The sequence below is a fragment of the Staphylococcus sp. SA22 genome (assembly GCF_054165785.1).
Genome location: NZ_JBSZQY010000001.1, coordinates 129,470 through 149,004, shown reverse-complemented (window position 1 = coordinate 149,004; position 19,535 = coordinate 129,470). Strand labels below are relative to the sequence as shown.

The 19,535-nt window shown below is 31.6% G+C and carries 18 protein-coding genes and 1 other RNA gene; 3 read left to right on the top strand and 16 right to left on the bottom strand.

Annotation, left to right across the window (positions count from 1 at the left end):
* The first annotated feature begins 217 nt into the window (after positions 1-217).
* Positions 218-1,555, top strand: a complete 1,338-nt coding sequence (locus ACXQH5_RS00805) for a PepSY-associated TM helix domain-containing protein (RefSeq protein ID WP_000798998.1) — start codon at positions 218-220, stop codon at positions 1,553-1,555.
* 208 nt (positions 1,556-1,763) lie between these two features.
* Here ACXQH5_RS00805 and ACXQH5_RS00800 read toward each other — a convergent pair whose 3' ends face one another.
* The 7 genes from ACXQH5_RS00800 to ACXQH5_RS00770 form a co-directional block, all read right to left on the bottom strand.
* Positions 1,764-2,096 carry a DUF4889 domain-containing protein gene (locus ACXQH5_RS00800; RefSeq protein WP_000516799.1) on the bottom strand — a complete coding sequence of 111 codons (333 nt, stop codon included), beginning with the start codon at positions 2,094-2,096 and terminating at the stop codon, positions 1,764-1,766.
* Between the two features lie 83 nt (positions 2,097-2,179).
* Complete coding sequence (locus ACXQH5_RS00795) at positions 2,180-3,325, bottom strand: THUMP domain-containing class I SAM-dependent RNA methyltransferase (protein ID WP_000487150.1); 1,146 nt, start codon at positions 3,323-3,325, stop codon at positions 2,180-2,182.
* A 209-nt stretch (positions 3,326-3,534) separates the two neighbouring features.
* Positions 3,535-3,914: RNase P RNA component class B (gene rnpB, locus ACXQH5_RS00790), an RNA gene on the bottom strand.
* A 62-nt stretch (positions 3,915-3,976) separates the two neighbouring features.
* Entirely contained in the window at positions 3,977-4,321 is a 345-nt protein-coding gene (gpsB, locus tag ACXQH5_RS00785; protein WP_001286321.1) for a cell division regulator GpsB, read from the bottom strand.
* A 13-nt stretch (positions 4,322-4,334) separates the two neighbouring features.
* The gene (locus tag ACXQH5_RS00780) at positions 4,335-4,898 is read right to left on the bottom strand and encodes a DUF1273 domain-containing protein (protein ID WP_000241301.1); all 564 of its coding nucleotides are present in this window, start codon (positions 4,896-4,898) and stop codon (positions 4,335-4,337) included.
* Positions 4,891-5,241, bottom strand: coding sequence for a YppE family protein (locus tag ACXQH5_RS00775; RefSeq protein WP_001000801.1), 351 nt, complete (start codon positions 5,239-5,241; stop codon positions 4,891-4,893). Before ACXQH5_RS00775 ends, ACXQH5_RS00780 begins: the two co-directional genes overlap by 8 nt.
* Positions 5,242-5,295: 54 nt before the next feature.
* Positions 5,296-5,475 (bottom strand): hypothetical protein, encoded by a 180-nt coding sequence (locus ACXQH5_RS00770; RefSeq protein WP_001788819.1) that lies wholly within the window; start codon positions 5,473-5,475, stop codon positions 5,296-5,298.
* Between the two features lie 305 nt (positions 5,476-5,780).
* Between ACXQH5_RS00770 and recU the strand changes: the two genes are divergently transcribed.
* Together recU and ACXQH5_RS00760 are read left to right on the top strand one after the other, a co-directional pair.
* Positions 5,781-6,407, top strand: a complete 627-nt coding sequence (gene recU, locus ACXQH5_RS00765) for a Holliday junction resolvase RecU (protein ID WP_001108885.1) — start codon at positions 5,781-5,783, stop codon at positions 6,405-6,407.
* Positions 6,404-8,587 carry a transglycosylase domain-containing protein gene (locus ACXQH5_RS00760; protein ID WP_000138347.1) on the top strand — a complete coding sequence of 728 codons (2,184 nt, stop codon included), beginning with the start codon at positions 6,404-6,406 and terminating at the stop codon, positions 8,585-8,587. Before recU ends, ACXQH5_RS00760 begins: the two co-directional genes overlap by 4 nt.
* A 516-nt stretch (positions 8,588-9,103) precedes the next feature.
* On the opposite strand, the gene ACXQH5_RS00755 is transcribed toward ACXQH5_RS00760, so the two are convergent.
* From ACXQH5_RS00755 to ACXQH5_RS00715, 9 genes are all read right to left on the bottom strand, one after another.
* Entirely contained in the window at positions 9,104-9,445 is a 342-nt protein-coding gene (locus tag ACXQH5_RS00755) for a YpoC family protein (RefSeq protein WP_000182018.1), read from the bottom strand.
* A 4-nt stretch (positions 9,446-9,449) separates the two neighbouring features.
* Positions 9,450-10,109 carry an endonuclease III gene (nth, locus tag ACXQH5_RS00750; RefSeq protein WP_000253769.1) on the bottom strand — a complete coding sequence of 220 codons (660 nt, stop codon included), beginning with the start codon at positions 10,107-10,109 and terminating at the stop codon, positions 9,450-9,452.
* Positions 10,099-10,785 (bottom strand): DnaD domain-containing protein, encoded by a 687-nt coding sequence (locus ACXQH5_RS00745; RefSeq protein WP_000362218.1) that lies wholly within the window; start codon positions 10,783-10,785, stop codon positions 10,099-10,101. Before ACXQH5_RS00745 ends, nth begins: the two co-directional genes overlap by 11 nt.
* A gap of 328 nt (positions 10,786-11,113) precedes the next feature.
* Positions 11,114-12,406, bottom strand: a complete 1,293-nt coding sequence (gene asnS / locus ACXQH5_RS00740) for an asparagine--tRNA ligase (protein WP_000858801.1) — start codon at positions 12,404-12,406, stop codon at positions 11,114-11,116.
* 321 nt (positions 12,407-12,727) lie between these two features.
* Positions 12,728-15,421, bottom strand: a complete 2,694-nt coding sequence (locus tag ACXQH5_RS00735; protein WP_458066381.1) for an ATP-dependent DNA helicase DinG — start codon at positions 15,419-15,421, stop codon at positions 12,728-12,730.
* Positions 15,422-15,444: 23 nt separating this feature from the next.
* Complete coding sequence (locus ACXQH5_RS00730) at positions 15,445-16,416, bottom strand: biotin--[acetyl-CoA-carboxylase] ligase (RefSeq protein ID WP_000049916.1); 972 nt, start codon at positions 16,414-16,416, stop codon at positions 15,445-15,447.
* Positions 16,403-17,605, bottom strand: a complete 1,203-nt coding sequence (locus ACXQH5_RS00725) for a CCA tRNA nucleotidyltransferase (protein WP_000361537.1) — start codon at positions 17,603-17,605, stop codon at positions 16,403-16,405. Before ACXQH5_RS00725 ends, ACXQH5_RS00730 begins: the two co-directional genes overlap by 14 nt.
* A gap of 4 nt (positions 17,606-17,609) precedes the next feature.
* Complete coding sequence (bshA, locus tag ACXQH5_RS00720; protein ID WP_000690024.1) at positions 17,610-18,752, bottom strand: N-acetyl-alpha-D-glucosaminyl L-malate synthase BshA; 1,143 nt, start codon at positions 18,750-18,752, stop codon at positions 17,610-17,612.
* Between the two features lie 257 nt (positions 18,753-19,009).
* Entirely contained in the window at positions 19,010-19,327 is a 318-nt protein-coding gene (locus tag ACXQH5_RS00715; RefSeq protein WP_000839926.1) for a nucleotide pyrophosphohydrolase, read from the bottom strand.
* Positions 19,328-19,535 lie beyond the last annotated feature (208 nt).

Here is a 19,535-nt window from a genome sequence, read left to right as displayed (position 1 = left end):
TCGTTAAATGGCTCGCATTGTATTATGTTTAAATTTTATCATAGCTGCTTGATAAAACATACGAATAATCAATTTTCTTCAAACATTCCAACTTAAAAGTTCATTTTTCTAAAAATCACAAATCATCGTTAAATTTTTCTAGAAAATAAATATTGTCACAGTTTGTTCACACACGTCACAGAATTGACACCGTATAATAGCCAATTGGGAGGGAAATATGAAAAATACATTTAATCCATTACAAAGATTACATTTCTATGCAGCAATATTTATTGCTCCACTGTTAATCACTTTAACCATTTCGGGCATTGGTTACTTGTTCTTTCCAGAAGTTGAAAATAATATTTATAAGAATGAGTTTTTTGGTGACAGTGATGTAAAAACGCATCAAACATTAAATGATGCAGTACATCAAGTTGAACGACAATATGAAGGATTCTTTGTAAGTAAAGTTAGCATACTTGATGAACCATATAACAAACGAATTACACTGAGTGATATGGCAGGAAATCAGCGTTACGTCTTTCTAGATCATAACAATCAATTTGTTGCAGATCAAAATGCGAAACATACGTATTCTAATGTGATGCGAAGTATACATAGTTCTTTGTTTACTGAAAATACTATTATTAATTATTTAGTTGAGTTAACCGCATGTTGGACGATATTCATGATTTTATCTGGTACTTATTTACTCATTAAGAAGCATTTAATTTCTAACAAAAGTAAGGCACTTCGTTGGCAAAAGTGGCACGCAATGATTGGAGTTATCATTGCAATTCCAGTGTTTGTATTAGTCTTAACTGGATTGCCATGGTCTGGTTTTATGGGCAGTAAAATTGCCGGTATGATGGACACAAACGGTGACCTTGGTCAAGGTGAATTAGTGATTAATCCACCTAAATCAGATTTGAATGAATTACCTTGGGCTACTCGTAAAAATAAACAGCCAGCTTCATCCGAAAAAGGTTCAAGTAGTCATCATGGTAATGCAGCAATGCCTCAAACCAAATTAGATTATCAAATATCTATTGATAAGGTCGTTGAACAGGCGCAAAAAGCTGGTATTAAAAAGCCGTTTTCAATCGTATATCCAAGTGATAAACATGGTACCTTTATTGTATCTAATACTAGTAATTCAGGTGTTACTGGGCTAGATGTATCACCTAACAAGGAACAAACACTTTATTTCGACCAATATAGCGGTAAAAAGCTAGGTACGATTAAATATGATGACTACGGTATTATTGCTAAATGGTTTACATGGGGCATTCCGCTTCACGAAGGTCATTTATTCGGTATTTTAAACAAAATCATTAATTTATTTGTATGTATCGCTTTATTAGTAGCCATTGGTATGGGATTTGTCTCTTGGATAAAGCGTACAAAAAATACTGCAGTAAAAGTACCACATCGCGTAAAAAAACCAGCATCTATATCACTCATTATATGTTTAATTGTATTAGGACTATTAATGCCATTATTTGGATTATCACTTATCCTAGTATTTATAATTGAATTAATATTATATATTAAAGATCGTCGTGCTAAATAATCATGCACTTAAAGTTTTGAACTGACGAAATTTACAAAATGATTCTCGACTCTCTAATTACTTAAAACGGGCTCTATAATAAATCGAACTGATAAAAAGTTTTTTACTTTTCATCTGTCCGATTTTTTGAATTTGAAGATAAAAAAGCATCTAAAACGTATAAGAAGATTACTTTACTTCTTCCAAATTACGTTATAGATGCTTTTTATTAATTCATATGCATGTCGTGAATTTTCATCATTAAACCGTGTGGGACGTCATCATGTTTAACAATTTCATGTTTATAAAATGTCTTCCCATCATCTTTAGAAACTAATTTTACAAAGTCTCCTTTTTTCGGTTTAAAATCATTTGATGGTTCTACTTTGATATTATGTTTGACTAATCCATCTTTTTCACTGACAACTTTTTCTGCATTTGTATTACTATTCATATAACCAAAATAAGTCGTTTTTTGACTAGAAAAAATCATTAAACATACAACGGCAATACCAATAACAACCAATGCTATAGATAAACCTAGACCCATTTTTTTACCCATTTATAGACTCCTCCATTTTTCAAAAATACCTATTATCATGAGAACTTAATTATTACTAATTTTAGTCACACATTAGAAACACTTTAGTTTTCAATAGTTTTACGTTCTGTTTTTTTACCCCAGTATTGATAATAAGTACATTCTATATATCCATTAAATAACTTACGTCGCTTCGTTGCTTTACGATCTACTAAATATTCAAATTCTTTATTACTTGTTAAAATGTATGTAGATAAAAATGGATGTTGTTTCATTAGTTTACCAATATAACGGTACATTTCTTCAACTTCTTCACGATCACCAATACGTTCACCATATGGAGGATTTCCAATTAACGCCACCGGTTCTTCTGTATCAATTGTTAACGTATTGACATCTTTTACACTAAATTTAATAATATCAGACAACCCAACTTCTTCAGCGTTACGCTTAGCAATCTCTACCATTTCAGGATCGATATCAGAAGCATATACTTCGATTTCTTTATCATAATCAGCCATCTTATCCGCTTCATCACGGTAATCATCATAAATATTTGCTGGCATGATGTTCCATTGCTCTGATACGAACTCGCGATTAAAACCAGGTGCGATATTTTGAGCAATTAAACAAGCTTCTATAGCTATTGTACCCGAACCGCAAAATGGATCAATTAAAGGTGTATCACCTTTCCAGTTTGCAAGACGGATTAAACTTGCTGCCAACGTTTCTTTAATTGGTGCTTCACCTTGTGCTAATCTATAACCACGTCTGTTCAAACCAGATCCTGATGTGTCGATAGTCAATAATACATTATCTTTTAAAATGGCAACTTCAACGGGGTATTTCGCACCTGATTCATTTAACCAACCTTTTTCGTTATATGCGCGACGTAATCGTTCAACAATAGCTTTCTTAGTTATCGCCTGACAATCTGGCACACTATGTAGTGTTGATTTAACGCTTCTACCTTGAACTGGGAAGTTACCTTCTTTATCAATAATAGATTCCCAAGGGAGCGCTTTGGTTTGTTCGAATAATTCGTCAAACGTTGTTGCGTTAAAACGTCCAACAACAATTTTGATTCGGTCTGCTGTGCGCAACCATAAATTTGCCTTTACAATTGCACTTGCGTCTCCTTCAAAAAATATACGGCCATTTTCAACATTTGTTTCATAGCCTAATTCTTGAATTTCCCTAGCAACAACAGCTTCTAATCCCATCGGACAAACTGCAAGTAATTGAAACATATATGATTCTCCTTTTATACAGGTATTTTATTCTTAGCTTGTGTTTTTTTATACATTTCCAACAAATTTAATCGCTGATACATTAACGCATTTGCTTATCATTTTAAAACAAGGCAGTGTCATTATATCAAGACAAGGCGTTAATTTTAAGTGTTCTTTTCATGAAAAAAGCTCTCCATCATCTAGGAGAGCTAAACTAGTAGTGATATTTCTATAAGCCATGTTCTGTTCCATCGTACTCATCACGTGCACTAGTCACACTGGTACTCAGGTGATAACCATCTGTCTACACCACTTCATTTCGCGAAGTGTGTCTCGTTTATACGTTGAATTCCGTTAAACAAGTGCTCCTACCAAATTTGGATTGCTCACTCGAGGGGTTTACCGCGTTCCACCTTTTATATTTCTATAAAAGCTACGTCACTGTGGCACTTTCAAATTACTCTATCCATATCGAAAGACTTAGGATATTTCATTGCCGTCAAATTAATGCCTTGATTTATTGTTTCATCAAGCACGAACACTACAATCATCTCAGACTGTGTGAGCATGGACTTTCCTCTATATAATATAGCGATTACCCAAAATATCACTTTTAAAATTATAACATAGTCATTATTAGTAAGACAGTTAAACTTTTGTATTTAGTAATTATTTACCAAATACAGCTTTTTCTAAGTTTGAAATACGTTTTAAAATATCTACATTATTTGAAGATGTATTTGTTGTTGTATTATTCGAAGAAAAACTTTTATTTTCCTGAGGTCTAGATGTTGCTACACGTAGTCGTAATTCTTCTAATTCTTTTTTAAGTTTGTGATTCTCTTCTGATAATTTTACAACTTCATTATTCATATCGGCCATTTTTTGATAATCAGCAATAATGTCATCTAAAAATGCATCTACTTCTTCTCTTCTATAGCCACGAGCCATTGTTTTTTCAAAATCTTTTTCATAAATATCTTTTGCTGATAATTTCAATGAAACATCTGACATTTTTTCCACCTCATTAGAAACTTTGATCTTCAGACCACTGTAAGTCATTGATGAATGCTGTTAATTCATCGAACGTCACAATATCACAAGTATAGTTTGTTTTATCCATAAAATCAACTAACATCTGCTTGAAGAACTTAGGACTCGCCTCTTGTTCCTCATCATAAATGAGCAATGTTTGATCCGAATGTTCAAGCATAAATTGATCTGCTTGTTTAAATTGAAAAGGACCTTGATATGACGTATGAAAAATACTATCAACATAATCTGCATGCTTAATTATGTTGGCATACTTACTTTGATTATGTTCATTCCACTTTTCTGCATGTCCTTGGAACGGTGTAATTACAGCAAACTTTAACGAATCATATGTTCGTTGTAATTCAATAACAACTTCTGCAGTCCATAATTCTATACCCATTTGCCCTTGTATTAACACCCATTCTAATCCTTCATCCAACAGTTGTTCAATTTTATGTTTTATAAATTGTTTTAAATAATGTACTTCAGGTGCGTCATCTTTAAAAATGTTTAATTCGAATGATTTGTAACCTGTTACATAAACTGTTTTAACCATAAGTGCCCTCTTTAGTTATGCCATCTAATATATTTTGTAAATCATATTGAACACTTTTAAGCTTTTCTATAAATAACTTTCTACTTGTTCGCTTAAAATGACATTCGACAGAAAGTTGTTCAATGTTAGCAATCAGTAGCTCAAATTTCTTTGAATTCATATAAGGTACTTCTATAATAAATTCACGATGTAATTTGATCTCATTGAGCAAGCTATCAATATGTTCAGTATATGGCTTTACAGTTTGGTAAAAATCATGATCTTGTTGTTGTGATTTCACATTTTCAAAATTTTGTTGCATGTTGTTAACTTCATAAATTAGTGATTCGACTACATCATTCATGAGGACGCCTCCTACATTTTTTAATTTATCACAATATACTGTATTCGTCATGTTTTAACACTCTATATAATTTGATTTAACTATTTTTTCAAATGTGTTATCTGTTAAATCAAGTAAATCTAAAAACTTCCTATATAAATACAAAATTTTATCGTGTATGTTGTTATACGATGAAAATACTTTTAATCTAATAAAATCATTTAAATCAAATACACCTCTGCTGATTAACAACACATACTTGTACTTGCCTCAAAAATAATAATTACTGATCATGATTTGACTTTTATAACAAAATTCAAAAATATTGTAATGAGTATTCATTTTTATAAGCAAAACTTTTCAATTAATTAAAATTGTGTGTAAAATTCCAACATTAACGGTAAATGTATTATAATATTATTGTGTTAATGCTGAAATCACGTTAAAATAAGCTTTGGTGTATTGTGTCTTTCGCATATATACTAATTTAAGTTTGGTGTTTCACTATAATGTTGTGTATAATAAACAACGTTTACTACCAAACTTGTGTGGTGAAATTTATGAATTATCCAAATGGTAAACCATATCGTAAAAATAGTGCTATAGACGGAGGGAAAAAGACCGCTGCCTTTAGTAATATTGAGTATGGTGGACGTGGTATGTCACTTGAAAAAGATATCGAACATTCAAATGCGTTTTATCTTAAAAGCGACATTGCAGTTATTCACAAAAAGCCTACGCCAGTACAAATAGTTAATGTCAACTATCCTAAACGGAGTAAAGCTGTGATTAACGAAGCTTATTTTCGTACACCTTCAACAACTGATTACAACGGCGTTTATCAAGGTTATTATATTGATTTTGAAGCAAAGGAAACTAAAAACAAGACGTCCTTTCCTTTAAATAATATTCATGACCATCAAGTCGAACACATGAAAAATGCATATCAACAAAAAGGTATTGTGTTTTTAATGATTCGTTTTAAAACGCTAGATGAAGTTTATCTTTTACCCTATTCAAAATTCGAAATATTTTGGAAGAGATATAAAGATAATATTAAAAAGTCTATAACAGTTGATGAAATACGAAAAAATGGTTACCATATTCCTTATCAGTATCAACCAAGATTAGACTATCTAAAAGCAGTTGATAAGTTGATATTAGATGAAAGTGAGGACCGCGTATGACGGAAAACAAAGGATCTTCTCAGCCTAAGAAAAATGGTAATAATGGTGGGAAATCCAACTCAAAAAAGAATAGAAATGTGAAGAGAACGATTATTAAGATTATTGGCTTCATGATTATTGCATTTTTCGTTGTTCTTTTACTAGGTATCTTATTGTTTGCTTATTATGCTTGGAAAGCACCTGCTTTTACCGAAGCTAAATTACAAGATCCGATTCCTGCAAAGATATATGACAAGAACGGAGAACTTGTTAAAACATTAGATAATGGCCAAAGACATGAGCATGTAAATTTAAAAGACGTGCCGAAATCAATGAAAGACGCAGTACTTGCAACTGAAGACAATCGTTTCTACGAACATGGCGCACTTGATTATAAACGTTTATTCGGTGCAATTGGTAAGAACTTGACTGGTGGATTTGGTTCTGAAGGTGCCTCAACATTAACACAACAAGTTGTTAAAGATGCATTTTTATCACAACATAAATCTATTGGACGTAAAGCTCAAGAAGCATACTTATCATATCGTTTAGAACAAGAGTATAGTAAAGATGATATCTTCCAAGTATATCTAAATAAAATTTACTATTCTGATGGCGTAACAGGTATTAAAGCTGCTGCAAAGTACTACTTTAATAAAGATTTAAAAGATTTAAACTTAGCGGAAGAAGCTTATTTAGCCGGTTTACCTCAGGTTCCAAACAACTATAATATTTATGATCATCCAAAAGCTGCTGAAGATCGTAAAAACACTGTTTTATACTTAATGCATTATCATAAACGCATTACAGATAAACAGTGGGAAGATGCTAAGAAAATCGATTTAAAAGCGAACTTAGTAAATCGTACTGCTGAAGAACGTCAAAACATTGATACAAATCAAGATTCTGAGTATAATTCATACGTTAACTTTGTAAAATCTGAATTAATGAATAATAAAGCATTCAAAGATGAAAATTTAGGTAATGTATTACAAAGTGGTATTAAAATTTATACAAACATGGATAAAGATGTTCAAAAAACATTACAAAATGATGTTGATAATGGTAGCTTCTACAAGAATAAAGACCAACAAGTTGGTGCAACGATTCTTGATAGTAAAACTGGTGGTTTAGTTGCTATATCTGGTGGACGTGATTTCAAAGACGTCGTTAACAGAAACCAAGCAACAGATCCTCACCCTACTGGTTCATCTTTAAAACCTTTCTTAGCGTATGGACCTGCCATTGAAAATATGAAATGGGCAACAAACCATGCGATTCAAGATGAATCTTCATATCAAGTTGATGGATCTACATTTAGAAACTACGATGTGAAGAGTCACGGTACTGTATCAATTTATGATGCTTTACGACAAAGTTTCAATATCCCAGCTTTAAAAGCTTGGCAATCAGTTAAGCAAAATGCTGGTAATGATGCACCTAAGAAATTCGCTGCCAAACTTGGCTTAAACTACGAAGGCGATATTGGTCCATCTGAAGTACTTGGTGGTTCTGCTTCAGAATTCTCACCAACACAATTAGCATCAGCATTTGCTGCAATCGCTAACGGTGGTACTTATAACAACGCGCATTCAATTCAAAAAGTAGTTACTCGTGATGGTGAAACAATCGAATACGATCATACTAGCCATAAAGCGATGAGTGATTACACTGCATACATGTTAGCTGAGATGCTAAAAGGTACATTTAAACCATATGGTTCTGCATATGGCCATGGTGTATCTGGAGTAAATATGGGTGCTAAGACAGGTACTGGTACTTACGGTGCTGAAACTTATTCACAATATAATTTACCTGATAATGCAGCGAAAGACGTGTGGATTAACGGCTTTACACCTCAATACACTATGTCAGTGTGGATGGGCTTCAGTAAAGTTAAACAATATGGTGAAAACTCATTTGTGGGACATAGCCAACAAGAATATCCACAGTTCTTATATGAAAATGTGATGTCAAAAATTTCATCTAGAGATGGCGAAGACTTTAAACGTCCTAGCTCAGTAAGTGGTAGTATCCCATCAATCAATGTTTCTGGTAGTCAAGATAACAACACTACAAATCGTAGTACACACGGTGGTAGTGACACATCAGCAAACAGCAGTGGTACTGCACAATCAAATAACAATACTAGATCTCAACAATCTAGAAACAGCGGTGGATTAACAGGTATATTCAACTAATCCACTCAACATAAAATCCTCAGTTATACCATATTTATGGTGTAGCTGAGGATTTTTTATAAGTATTCATAAGCTATTGCTATATTAGTAGAAACCGTAAAATCAGTCATTCACATTCATTTTGAAACATCTAAATAGTTTTTCATATTCACATCTTTAGCTATTTTAAATTATTGAAATTGCAAAAATGGTTGTTCCCATTTTTAAAATTATGATTATATTTTCTCATAGTCATCTTAGACGCTGTTTTAAATTGATATGTTTATCAATTCCCTGTGTACGTTAATCAGTGAAATATCAACATGTTTGTAACGTATTTTCACATTCATAGATATAAGAAATCCACCTACGATTCGAAATAGATATCTTAAAACATACCTCAAGATATCCATTATGATGTAGATGGACAGTTTTTATATTAAAATGTTGTAATGTCACGACACCTAACATAAATACAAATATGTGTGCATGAAATAGTTTTACATCTTTTCAACATTAGGAAATGATCAAACTTGTCTATACCTGCTTATTCTTTAACCTTGTTTGATAACTAGCATTCATTTTAATCAATTCAGTTTTAAAGGTCTTCATTTGTCGATAGCCCATAAAATGATATTTACGTTCAATCATATAATCATATCTTTCTTTAAAATTCATTGGCACAACAGGATATTGATTTAAATTATCAAAATCAATATTGCCAGTTATGTCATTAATCTGATTAAAATAATCAATAATTTTACTATGGTATTCATCCAAGTAGGGCTTTGCTTCACTAGAACCTAATGTCTTATTTTTGGCAAATACATCAATCTCTTGTTCTAAAATATCAAATACCTCTTTTGTAATATTTGTCATGTTATCACGCTTCTTTCAAACTAGCTTTATAACGTTTTTGTCCTTCTCTACACTCTTCTAATAGTGGACAAATATCGCATTTAGGTTTTCGGGCTAAACAGTGGTATCTTCCAAAGAAAATGAGTTGATGATGGCTCCTATTCCATCTATCTCTAGGTATAACAGAACATAAACGGTCTTCTACCTGTCTCACATTATCTTTCCAACGATTAATACCTAAGCGTTTAGAAACACGTTCTACATGCGTATCAACAGCTAATGAAGGTTCACCAAATGCTACACTCATGACTACATTAGCAGTTTTACGTCCTACACCTGCTAAACTTTCTAATTCCTTATGTGTTTGTGGTATTTCTCCATTAAATTGATCAATCAAAGATTGACAAAGTTTCTTAATATTCTTAGCTTTGTTACGATACAGACCGATGGAACGAATATCATTCATAAGTTCTTCATCACTGACTGCCAAATAATCTTCAGGCGTTTTGTATTTTTTAAACAGCTCAGTTGTTACTCTATTTACTAGAACGTCTGTACATTGCGCTGACAATAATACAGCAATAGTTAATTCGAACGGATTATCATGTTTTAATTCACATTCTGCATCCGGAAACATATTTGCTATAACATCAATCATTTCTAATGCTTTTTTCTTACTTACCATCAAGGTTCTCCCCGTTTAACCAATCAAATTTAGGTACCGTTTTAACTGTGTGCGTCATTTTCGGTTTATTAAATTTTTCTCTTATTTTTCTAGAATCGTCAATTGTTTTGACATTGTTTTTCTTCCAATTAAGTAAAATACGATCCATATATTTAAAGCTAAGTTTATTCAAACTATTCGCCTCGTCTAATGCCGCTTGTATAATTGCACTATCGTGTTTATCAACATCAATCCATTGATTTAACGTTTCTATTTCATATGGAGATAACGGCCTTGCAAATGTATCCTCTAAAACTCTAAATAATTGTTTAAATTTTTCTTTACTATTTTGCTCTTTCGTTTCCATACTTTGTTGCTTCAATATATGACTTAATTTTTCGAAAAAAGGATCTAGATTCATATATTCGGTAAATCTACCTTCTTCATCTTTTTGAACTTGTAATTCTAGCAATTCACGTTGTATCAAATTTTGAATAACCATTGTAATATCGCGTGGTTGCATAGTTGAGCCCTTCTGAAGTAATTCAATTGAAGGCTGTTTATTTGATGTTTCGGAAGCATAAATCAATTTAAGCAAAATGACTAAATCTTGCTCATCTAAACCTAAGTCACTGTAATGGTCTAATAATTCTCTTCGTATCACTACAGGTCTTGCTTTTAATTGATATTTATCCATGTTCGTGCCCCCTTTTAAATTTAACCATTACTTAATAGTATAAATCATTTTCTTTAATTTTCGACTAAAATGCTTAATATATTTAACTAGTAGCAAACAAATTTTAAATAACAGTATTTTTTTAAAACTAGTTTTTAACAATGAACTTTATGTATAATCAAATGAGCTATTTATTTTCCAAATATAATTACTAAACAAAAGTTTGTTCATGCTTAATGAAAGCCGTTATCAATCTACATTTTCCAAGCATAAATCGCCCAGCTATTAATATAGGCTGGACGATTCTTTTTATTATCATAATATAAATTTTAAGTAACGATCCTAAAACTTATGGATATAAACGGTTTAATAATCTTGGGAATGGCGCTGTTTCACGAACGTGTTCAACACCAGAAATCCATGCTACTGTACGCTCTAAACCTAAACCAAATCCACAGTGTGGCACACTACCATAACGACGTAAGTCTAAGTAGTAACTATATGCTTCTTCGTCTAATCCATGTTCTTTAACGCGTTGTTCTAACAATTCTAAGTCATCCACACGTTCAGATCCACCTATAATTTCACCGTATCCTTCAGGTGCAATTAAGTCTGCACATAATACAGTTTCTTCATTCTCAGGATTTGGTTGCATATAGAAAGGCTTAATTTTAGTTGGATAATTAGTAATAAACACCGGTAAATCATAATGATTAGCAATGGCAGTTTCATGTGGCGCACCAAAATCTTCGCCCCATTCAATATCATCAAAGCCTTCTGCTTTTAAGAATTCAATTGCATCATCGTATGAAATTCTAGGGAATGGTGTCGCAACTTTTTCAAGTTTTGATGTATCACGCTCTAAAATTTTCAACTCTAGTTTACAATTTTCTAAAACTGATTTTACTACATGTGTTACATATTGTTCTTGAATTTCTAAACTTTCAGCATGATTTGTGAAAGCCATTTCCCCTTCAATCATCCAGAACTCGATCAAGTGTCTACGTGTTTTTGATTTTTCAGCTCTGAAAGTTGGACCAAATGAAAATACTTTTCCGTGTGCCATTGCCGCAGCTTCTAAGTATAACTGACCACTTTGAGATAAAAACGCATCTTGATCAAAGTATTTAGTATGGAATAATTCACTTGTACCTTCTGGTGCACTTGCTGTCAAAATTGGTGGATCAACCTTTGTAAATCCATTTTTGTTGAAAAATTCATACGTTGCACGAATAACTTCATTTCTAATTTTCATTACAGCATGTTGTTTTTTAGAACGTAACCATAAATGACGGTGATCCATTAAAAATTCTGTACCGTGATTTTTAGGTGTAATCGGATAGTCATGCGCTTCTGAAATAACTTCAATTGATTTCACTTGCATTTCGTATCCTAAGTCAGAACGATTATCTTCTGTAATTGTGCCTGTAACATATAGAGATGATTCTTGAGTAATTTCTTTCGCAAGTTTGAATACCTCTTCATCAACTTCTGATTTAACTACTACGCCTTGCATAAAACCTGTTCCATCACGTAATTGTAAAAAGGCGATTTTACCACTTGAACGTTTATTTGTTAGCCAAGCACCAATTGTAACGTCTTGGTTTAAATGATCTTTCGCTTGTTTAATCGTTGTTTTCATAACCATTCTCCTATTTATTTTTTCGTTATACAATACTCATTCATTTTAACAAAATCCGCTTTCAAGTTCTAGAACTAGACTAAAAGATAACGTGTAAATGGTAATGATTTAAGCACAGATTTGAACATTAATTTATATTAAGACAGTGCAATCATCAGTTTCAGACAAAATATATAATAAAGCCTCAATATTATTAGTATGAAGGTCGTTTTTTGTGCTAACATTCAAGTTTAATTATAAAACTCAAATATTGACGACCAAACAAAAATTCTTGTAACAGAACATAGCACATGTCATGTCACAAGAATTTTACTTTGTATCTCACTTTTTCTTTTTTTGAATTTGTCTTAATAATTTTCCAAACTGTTGAATGTCGCCTTTTTTCTGACGATAATTTTCAAGTGTTTGTTCAAAAAAGTTTTTATAATTACTGTTTATGAGTCGATCATCAAATGAAACTATTATGCCGCGATCATTTTCATTTCTAATTAATCTTCCAAGTCCTTGTCTAAAACGTGTAACTGCATCAGGTAATACATATTCCTTGAAAGTTGAAGTGAATTCAGAATCCATAAGCCAATATTTTGCATTATGCTTGTTCATAAACGGTAACTTCGCTATCATCACACATTTAATACCATTTGCTTTAAAATCAAAGCCTTCAAAAAATGTTGACGTACCAAGCAGTATGGCCTTATCAAAATTATTAAACTGTTGTACTATTTTATAATTTTGGTTCTGCTGTTGTGTTAATACAACATAATCTTCAAATTCTGGCAATTCATTTAGCATATCTTGTACCATATGCATCATTTTATAACTCGTAAATAAGACTAAACATTTTGATGACGTTATAGTCGTATATTCAATAATATAGCTTACAATCGATGCTACATACTCATCTATATTTTTATATTGATAAGATGCTACATCACTCGGTATAAATACACTTGTATTTTTTGCACTTTGTAACGACGTGTTAACTTCAAATGTATTAAAGTGAACATCTTTGTTGAATAACTGTTTAAAAGCATCAAACGAATGATTAAATTTTAAAGTACCAGATATAAAAATGAGTGATTTAAATTTTTCCAATACTTGTTTCGTCAATACATCTTTTACAGCGTAATCTTTCACATATAAACGTATTGTTGATTTTTGAGATAAATTTTTAATTGAAATGAAACTAGTATGTCCAGCTTTTAAACTTTGTTCGATATTTTTAAATTTATCTTTTAAATACAACAACTGTTTCCGTAATGATTTAACTGTTTTATGACTAATGCCATTGAATATTTCTAGCGTTTTATTTAACTTATCGATAATCGCATGTAAATCCTTCAAAATGTCTTTTGTTTCAAAAGTAAATACATTATGGAAACGATGAATATCATCATCATAAACATCAGAATCATTGATAATCGTAAATATCGTTGAGAACAATTGCTCATTTAACTCATGAATCTCATTCATACTAGCCTTCAAGCCAAAAATATCAATTGGTGCAATATCTAATTTTTCCAATATTCGTTGCTTTTCCAGTTGATCAATTGCCTTTAACAATTTTTCATTTTCGTTTTTACCAATCAAACCAAGCTGATATTTAATATCAGCATAACTCAACTCATTTGTCACTTGATTTAAGGCATAGTCTGGTAAGCGATGTGCTTCATCTACTATACAATCATCAAACAATTGATATATTGAATTTTCAACATCAGAATGAATTAAATGTGCATGATTTGTAATACCAATTTGAATGTTCTGTGCATTTCGCTTAATAAAATTATAATAATGAACATCGTGACGTGCCGGTACATATGTTTCGATTTTCTGGTCAAAATACATCTTTTGACCACCTTTTAAATTTAATTCCTGGATATCTCCGGATGGCGTCTCTGTAATCCAAATCAGCAATTGCATTTTCAAGATATTCACTTCGTAATTACTTGTGTCATCTTTTAAAATTTGACTAATAAGTCCCAATGAAATGTAATCACTTTTACTTTTAATCAATAGTGCATTAATTTTAAAATTCAACGCTTCATTCATTGCTGGAATATCTTTTTCTAACAATTGACTTTGCAGTAATTTGGTATTGGTAGAAATCATGACATGCTTCCCAGTTTCAATATTATACATCAAGGCCGCAAGTAAATATGCTAATGATTTACCACTGCCTAGTGATGCTTCAATCATTGCTTTTTCACTATGCATGAGCTGATCTAATATAGTTTCCGCTAAATATAATTGCTGCGGTCGATATGTTAAGCCAAGTTGATCTACAGCTTTGCTATATAAAGACTTCAAGCTGCCTTTATAATTTGTTGTCGGCTTTTTAAAATCAACTTGCTTACGATAGATAATCTGTTCGAACTTTTCGTACGATTTATCCAATGGCTTTGCATCATATTGCCTAACCATCTCAAAGAAAATATCATACAAATCGTATTTCAACTGTTTACTTAAATAATATAATTGCTTTAAAGTATCTAACGGTAACTTTTCAAATTTTTCAAAAGCTAATATCATCAATTTAGCAGTAGTAGCGGCATCTTCGTCAGCTCGATGGGCATTTGCTAAAGTAATACCATGTGCCTCTGCTAATTCACTTAATTGATAGCTTTTATCTGTAGGAAAAGCTATTTTAAAGATTTCTAGTGTATCTATAACTTTTTTGGGACGATATTGAATATTACAATCTTTAAATGCCTTTTTAATAAAATTTAAATCAAAATCTACATTATGAGCGACAAAAATGCAATCTTTTATCTTATCGTAGATTTCTTGTGCAACTTGATTAAAATATGGCGCTTGTTGTAGCATATTTTCTTCAATGGATGTTAACGCTTGAATGAATGGCGGAATCTCTAAATTTGTTCTAATCATAGAATGATATGTATCAATAATTTGGTTATTGCGCACAAACGTTATACCAATTTGAATGATATCGTCAAAATCTAATTGGTTGCCTGTTGTTTCCAAATCCACAACGGCATAGGTTGCCATACCCATAGCTATCTCTCCTTGCTTTAGTGTTAAAAATCTATATCTGCACTAATTAAACGGTGTGATTCACCCGCTTCATCTCTAACAATTAGATAGCCATCGTAATCTAAATCAATTGCTTGTCCTTTAAACTGTTTATCATTTTCTGTAAATAGCAACGTTCTATTCCAAATATTAGAAGCTGCAATATATTCTTCACGAATTTCAGAAAAAGGTAACGTTAAAAATTGATTATATCTTTTTTCAATTTCTTGAAGTAATCTCTCTAAAAATTGATATCTATCTAATTTATTTTTATCATGTAATTGTATACTTGTTGCTCTATGTCTAATACTTTCATCAAAGTCTTCTAGTTGTTGCGTCAAATTAATACCTATACCACATATTATTGCTTCTATACCATCATTATTAGCAACCATTTCAGTTAAGAAACCACACACTTTACCATTATCAATATATATATCATTCGGCCATTTCACTTTGACTTCATCTTGACTAAAATGTTGAATCGCATCTCTTATCCCTAATGCAATAAATAAATTAAATTTAGATATCATTGAGAATGCAACGTTAGGTCTTAACACGACAGACATCCAAAGTCCTTGCCCTTTTGAAGAACTCCAATGTCTATTAAATCGCCCACGACCTTTCGTTTGTTCATCACTCAAGATAAAAAATGAAGATTGATTTCCAACAAGTGACTTTTTCGCAGCAAGTTGTGTAGAATCTATTGAATCGTATACTTCACTAAAATCAAACAAAGCAGAACTTTTTGTATATTGGTCTATTATACCTTGATACCAAATATCTGGGAGTTGTTGTAATAAATGTCCTTTATGATTTACTGAATCTATTTTACATCCCTCTAACTTTAATTGGTCAATCACTTTTTTTACTGCAGTGCGCGATATATTAAGTGATTCCGCAATGCTTTGTCCAGATATATAATTCGGTTTATTTTTATAGAGTAATTGAAGTACATCTTGACTATATTTTGACATGATTATCCACCCATTTCAAAATTTCAGTTTCTTCGTTGCTTACTTTACCTGTTACAATCGCTATCTCAATTTGTCTTAGCACATCTTTTAACCACGGACCACTTTTGGCATTTAAATGTGCCATAAGTACACCGCCATTAACCATCATGTCTTTTCTATTATGCATAGGTAAGTGAAGTAATGTTTCATCAATCGTTTGAAGGTTAACGATTAATGGTTCATGTCCTTGAATATCATTTGCCTTTAACACGTCTGCTGCAACCATTACATTTTTAATGAGATTCGTATCATAATCATAAACAAACATTTTTAATTGTTCTTTTGTAATAATACTTGGTAATGCATTCATAATTTGAATATATTGATTGATATCTTTTACTTGTCGGTTACTTAGCTTTAAAGGCTTTAATGAGTAATTAATATCAAATTTAACTGACACTATAGCAATCAACAATTCTAAATCAATTGGTTCAGTCACATTAATTTGATTCATATCAAGATGTTCGAAATATGGCATATAATTAAATGCTTTCATCGATTTTAAATGATTAAAACTCTCTTCAACATTAATACCTCGCATTAATTTAGTTAGTTCAATCACTATACGCTCAATTGATAAAAATTTAATATCTGCCATTTGTGTACGCATTGCTTCAAATGTTTCCGTTGCAATATCAAATGATAATTGTGACTGGAATCTTAAACATCGAATCATGCGTAAAGCATCTTCTTGGAATCGTTCCGCAGCTATACCTACAGTTCTTATTATTCGATTATTAATATCTTGTTGACCATCAAAATAATCATACAATTTGTATGCTGTATCCATTGCTATCGCATTCATCGTGAAATCTCTTCGTTGCAAATCTTCGTATAAATCACGAACAAATGTAACACCACTTGGTCTACGGTGATCGACATAATCTTCTTCAGCACGGAATGTTGTCACTTCATAATTTTCATCATTAAAAACTACATTTATGGTGCCATGTTCTTTACCTACAGGTATCGTATGACTAAAGATAGATTCTATTTCATCTGGCGTTGCACTTGTTGTGATATCTATATCATGAATATTTCTTCCCATGACATAATCTCTTACAGAGCCACCTACATAATATGCTTCAAAACCATTGTCTTGAATTTGTTCTAATATAGGCCTTGCCTGTTCAAATAATGATTTATCCATATTATTACTCGCCTTTACTTTTGTTATGCTCATTTAGCATTTTTTGATAATAATACTCATATTGATCTGTAATGAGTTCTGATCCAAAACGTTCAGCAATATCTGCTAGCATGTTTTTCTGAAGTTTGTTGTATAACACCTTATCTTCAAGTAATCGGATAGCATAGTCACTCGCTGAATCACTATCACCCACATCTACGACAAATCCAGTTTCACCATGTTTAATAACCTCTTTAATTCCACCGGCATTTGAACCAATTGGAACGACGCCTGTTTTCATAGCCTCAAGTAAAGTTAGTCCAAAGCTTTCTTTTTCACTTAATAATAATACTAAGTCAGATAATTGGTAAAATTCACTTACGCAATCTTGTTTCCCTAAAAATAAAACATCCTCTTCTACGTTTAACTCTTTCGTCTTTTGACGCATTGGCACTAATTCAGGACCATCACCAAGTAAAATTAATTTACTAGGTATCTTTTCACGTACTTTTGCAAATGTTTCTATAATAGTATCTATGCGTTTTACTTGTCTAAAATTCGATACATGTATTAACACTTTTTCATCTGGTGCTATACCAAATTGTGATTTTAATGCTGTGTTATGTTTAGTTGGAAACTCATTTTCACGTACAAAATTATAAATCGGTATAATCTCTTTGTTAGTTTCAATAATTTCATGTGTTTCTTGCGCTAAAGATTTACTCACACTTGTTACAATATCACTTTTTTCAATGCCAAATTTAATTGCACCTTGGAGTGAATGATCATAGCCCAAAACAGTAATATCAGTACCGTGTAACGTTGTCATAATTTTTATATCTTTACCTGACATCTCACGAGCTAAAATCCCACAAATTGCATGAGGTACAGCATAGTGCATATGCAACAAATCAAGATCATATTCTTTAATAACTTCAGCGATTTTAGTACTTAACGTAATATCATACGGTGGATATTGAAATACTGCATATTGATTCACTTCAACTTGATGAAAAATCATATTCGGTAATGGTTTTCTTATTCTAAACGGGATATTTGAAGTGATAAAATGTACTTCGTGACCTCGCTCTGCTAATTTAATTCCTAATTCTGTGGCAATAATTCCAGAACCACCCATGGACGGGTAACATGTTATACCTATCTTCATTCGCTTGCCCATCCTTTCTTTCTATTTCTCTTTCTATTATTCTCGATGCGTAGATTATTGTTTAAATTTAATTTTACAATTTAAGTTTATAGTAATGTTGAGTTTATAATTTCAAATATCTAAAAAAACAGGTGCTGTATATATAATCATTTATCTAGTTCTACTTACTTTAAAAATAATATGATTTCATGCGATGTAATTCATTGGTCTATGTTTTTAATCTTAATCAAATCCAAATAAAGCATATATTTTTATATTCACTTTCTTTCGAATCGATTTTTATCTCTTGTATTAAACTTTTCCATTGTTTCATTAAAGCTCTCTGTCATATCTATTCCCATTGAATTCGCTAAACATAACAACACAAATAAATTATCACCTAATTCTGCTTTAATCGTATTTGCTTCCTCTGAATCTTTCTTCTTTTTTTCACCATAGGTATGATTTATTTCACGTGCAAGTTCGCCCACTTCTTCAGTCAATCTAGCTAAGTTAGCTAATGGTGAAAAATATCCTGTTTTAAATTGTCCAATATATTCATCAACTTCACGTTGCATTTCTACCATTGATTTCATTTCTACGTTCTCCTTATATTGCATTTCTAATATAGTATATATCAATTTGAAGTCTCATGCATGTTTAGTACAATCTACTGACTCTAGCTAAACTAGATGACAAGTTGTTTATTTTAGAAGTTTAATAATTCAGTTTATATAAATGTAATGCATTCCTAACTAAATTAAATCAATTGAAATTGGGATTATAACTTTATGATACGTACCA